The sequence below is a fragment of the Longimicrobiaceae bacterium genome, from assembly GCA_036375715.1.
In the GTDB taxonomy this organism is placed as follows: domain Bacteria; phylum Gemmatimonadota; class Gemmatimonadetes; order Longimicrobiales; family Longimicrobiaceae; genus DASVBS01.
This window is the reverse complement of the sequence record DASVBS010000087.1, coordinates 1-2,833: the sequence shown is the minus strand read 5'-3', so window position 1 is coordinate 2,833 and position 2,833 is coordinate 1. Positions and strand designations below refer to the sequence as shown.

Here is a 2,833-nt window from a genome sequence, read left to right as displayed (position 1 = left end):
CCAGTGCGGCTCGGGCTCGAACTCCTCGACGATCCACTTCCCGGCGAGCACCTCGGCGTCCGACCTGCGCCAGGGCTCGCCGCCCCAGACGTGGGCGTAGGCTTCCGGGTCGCGGTGGCGCAGCTCCTCGGCCTCGTCGCGCAGCACCTGGGGCAGCCACGGGTTGTCGGCGTAGCCGACCCGGCGCACGATGGCGCGCGCCGGGGGCTGGACGACGAACCGCTGGTACGTCGGGTCGGTCTCGAGTGCGGGGTTGAACGACACCCAGATCTCCGAGCCCTCCTTGCGGACCGTCGGGATCAACACGCGCCAGGACTCGTCGCTGACCGCCTCTGCCTCCTCGACCCAGCAGACGTCGATCCCCTCGGTGCTCTTGATCTCCTGGATGTTGCGGCGGAGCCCCTTGAACAAGAACTCCGTGCCGTTCGCGCCCAGGATCGCCGACTGCTGGACCTCGTAGAACGCACCGAGCCCGAGCCGGTCGATCTGGTCGGCGAGCAGACGGTGGACCGAGTCCTTGATCGAGGTCTGGAACTCGCGGGCGCAGAGGATCCGGAGCGGACGGCGGGCGCCGTGGATGAGCAGCGCCCGCGCGAACTGCCAGGACTTGGCGCTGCCCCGGCCGCCGTAGCTGACGCGGTACCGGACCACACCGAGCGGCGGGTCGAAGAGGAAGGCGAACGCCTCGGGGATCTCGACGTCAACCGTCGTCGCCATAGGGGCGCACCAGCGTGACGCGGATCTCGGTGGGGATCGGGCCGCCGCCGGGGCCGGAGTGCTCGTGCTCGAGCTTGTCGCGCCGGCCCCAGCGATCCGGGAAGCTGCGCTCCAGGAACCACGCCGCCGCACGCCAGTCGTCGGGCGCCGCCTTCTGGATGATCGCGACGTTGCGCGCCTCGGCCTCCGCGCGTGCGCGCATTACGGCGTCCCGGAACTCCCGGTAGATGCCCTGCGACGCCTGCTCGCCCTGCTCCATCCAGCGGTAGAACGTGGTTGTCCCGATCCCAGCGTACTCGGCGGCGGTCTCGACGTAGTTGCCCGCCTTGAGCGCCTGGATGATGCGGTCCTGGACCTCGGTGGTCAGCTTCGTCGGGCGGCCCATCGTCACGCCTCGTTATGTTGGAGCGCCGGGGTCGGACTTGCACCGCCTTCCTCCCCGCTGGTGGCGGGGCGGCTCGACTCTTCGCCCTCCGACGCGCTGTCGTGTAGCCGTTGGCCACGATACATGCGGGCCTCCGGCGGTATCTTGTCGAACGGGATCACAGGCACCGTCAGCCGATCCCGGTACGTTCGGTCGATGAAGTAGATGTAGCGGAACTGGTAGCCGGGAAGTGGACGGAAGCCGGCCTCCCGGTATTTCTTCATGCTCGCGCCGCCTGTGTCCAAGATGTGCGCGGACTTCTCATACGAAGTCCGCGCAATGCGGGTCGCACGGGCCTGCTCCCCCCTGCTTCGACCGTCCGTGAGGCTGGTGCGCGAGAATTTCGCACCAGTCGGCGCTTCCCATATCTGCGTGTTCTTCTTGATCCCCGTCAGCACGAACCCCGCCGCCCGGTAGATCGTCCCGTCACCACACTGCGTCCCGTCCGCGAAGGACAGGACCCACTTGATGTGCGGGGCGTGCTTGCGGAGTAGTCGCATGGACACCGCCAACGCACGGGACTCGCCATTGCGCGGCAGGTCGTCGGCAAGGGCCATGCGGTTCAGTTCCAGCATTTCGTTCCACCCGGTACCCTCGACCAACCCCAGGACCTTGCGCTTGTCCAGGGGCGGGCCGAACGACAGCGCGCCCTTGCACTGGCCGTCCAGGAACACGCCCAGGTGTAACTGGCTGTTATTCACCACCTTGCCGCTGTAGTGCAGCCGAGTGACAATTCGCCGGGCGTCCTTCGCCGCGATGGGTGCGATGCGGATGTCTTTAGCGGAGCGCGCCAAGGGCCACCTCTGCGAGCCGGGCCAACGCGTTCCCGTTGCTATTCTCGTTTCCTGTGTCCCCGAATGGCCCGGCGGCCTTCGCCGCATCAAGGGCTTCGCGCACGAGGTCTGCCTGGTCACGGTGCAACGTGAACGTCATTTGCTCGAACGGCGGTTTGTCCCCGTCCGGTAGCGCGCCAAACGCTTCATCCTCGGGCACCACATCCGGCGCCCACGTCAGCAGCTCCTCCAGCTCCTCCGCGTCGAACCCCGTGAGCGTGGCGTCGAAGCCCTGGGCGTCCAGTTCGGACAACAGATCGGCCAGCTTTGGCAGGTCCCACTCGCCGCCGATCTTGTTCAGCGCGACATTGAGCGCGGCCTCGTCCTGCGGGTCCAGGTCGACCACGCTGACGTCGGCCTCGGTGTCGCCGCGCGCTCGGAGGATCTTGAGCCGCTGGTGGCCGCCCACGAGGTTGCCTGTGCGGCGGTTCCAAACCAGGGGCTCGACCAGGTCCCATCGGTCGATGCTGCGCTTCAGACGCTCGTACTCCGGGTCGCCCGGCTGCAGGTCCTTGCGCGGGTTGTAGGGCGCCGCCTTAATTCGCTCGATCGGGATGCGCTCGATCCGCATACTCACCCCACCCTCCTGTACTCACTCGCCGCCTTGCACCGGTGGCACCAGGCCAGGATCGTCCCGGGCTCGGGCTCTGCCTCCCGGCCAGCCTGGCCGTGGATGACGCGCCCTGTGGGTGTCCATACCCCGGCCGCGGTCCCGCAGTGCGCGCGGTGCGGCCGGTACTGGACCCGTGCGACGGGATGCGGCGCCTGACAGGTGAGCGGCGTAGACAACGGGGCTGTCTCCGGCCTGTGGCGGTGGTCGGTGGTGCAGCCCCGTCGGAGCGCGTCGTTGGTGTCAGCG

5 protein-coding genes are annotated in these 2,833 nt (G+C 68.4%); all 5 read right to left on the bottom strand.

Annotation, left to right across the window (positions count from 1 at the left end):
• Positions 1 to 717: PBSX family phage terminase large subunit (locus tag VF167_19410; protein ID HEX6927601.1), on the bottom strand; the 717-nt coding region annotated here is incomplete at its 3' end.
• The gene (locus VF167_19405) at positions 701 to 1,102 is read right to left on the bottom strand and encodes a hypothetical protein (GenBank protein ID HEX6927600.1); all 402 of its coding nucleotides are present in this window, start codon (positions 1,100 to 1,102) and stop codon (positions 701 to 703) included. The genes VF167_19405 and VF167_19410, both read right to left, overlap by 17 nt.
• Positions 1,103 to 1,104: 2 nt before the next feature.
• Complete coding sequence (locus tag VF167_19400) at positions 1,105 to 1,935, bottom strand: hypothetical protein (protein ID HEX6927599.1); 831 nt, start codon at positions 1,933 to 1,935, stop codon at positions 1,105 to 1,107.
• Complete coding sequence (locus VF167_19395; protein HEX6927598.1) at positions 1,919 to 2,545, bottom strand: ParB N-terminal domain-containing protein; 627 nt, start codon at positions 2,543 to 2,545, stop codon at positions 1,919 to 1,921. Before VF167_19395 ends, VF167_19400 begins: the two co-directional genes overlap by 17 nt.
• A 2-nt stretch (positions 2,546 to 2,547) precedes the next feature.
• Positions 2,548 to 2,833 (bottom strand): hypothetical protein (locus VF167_19390; protein HEX6927597.1); only part of this gene is annotated, 286 nt, incomplete at its 5' end.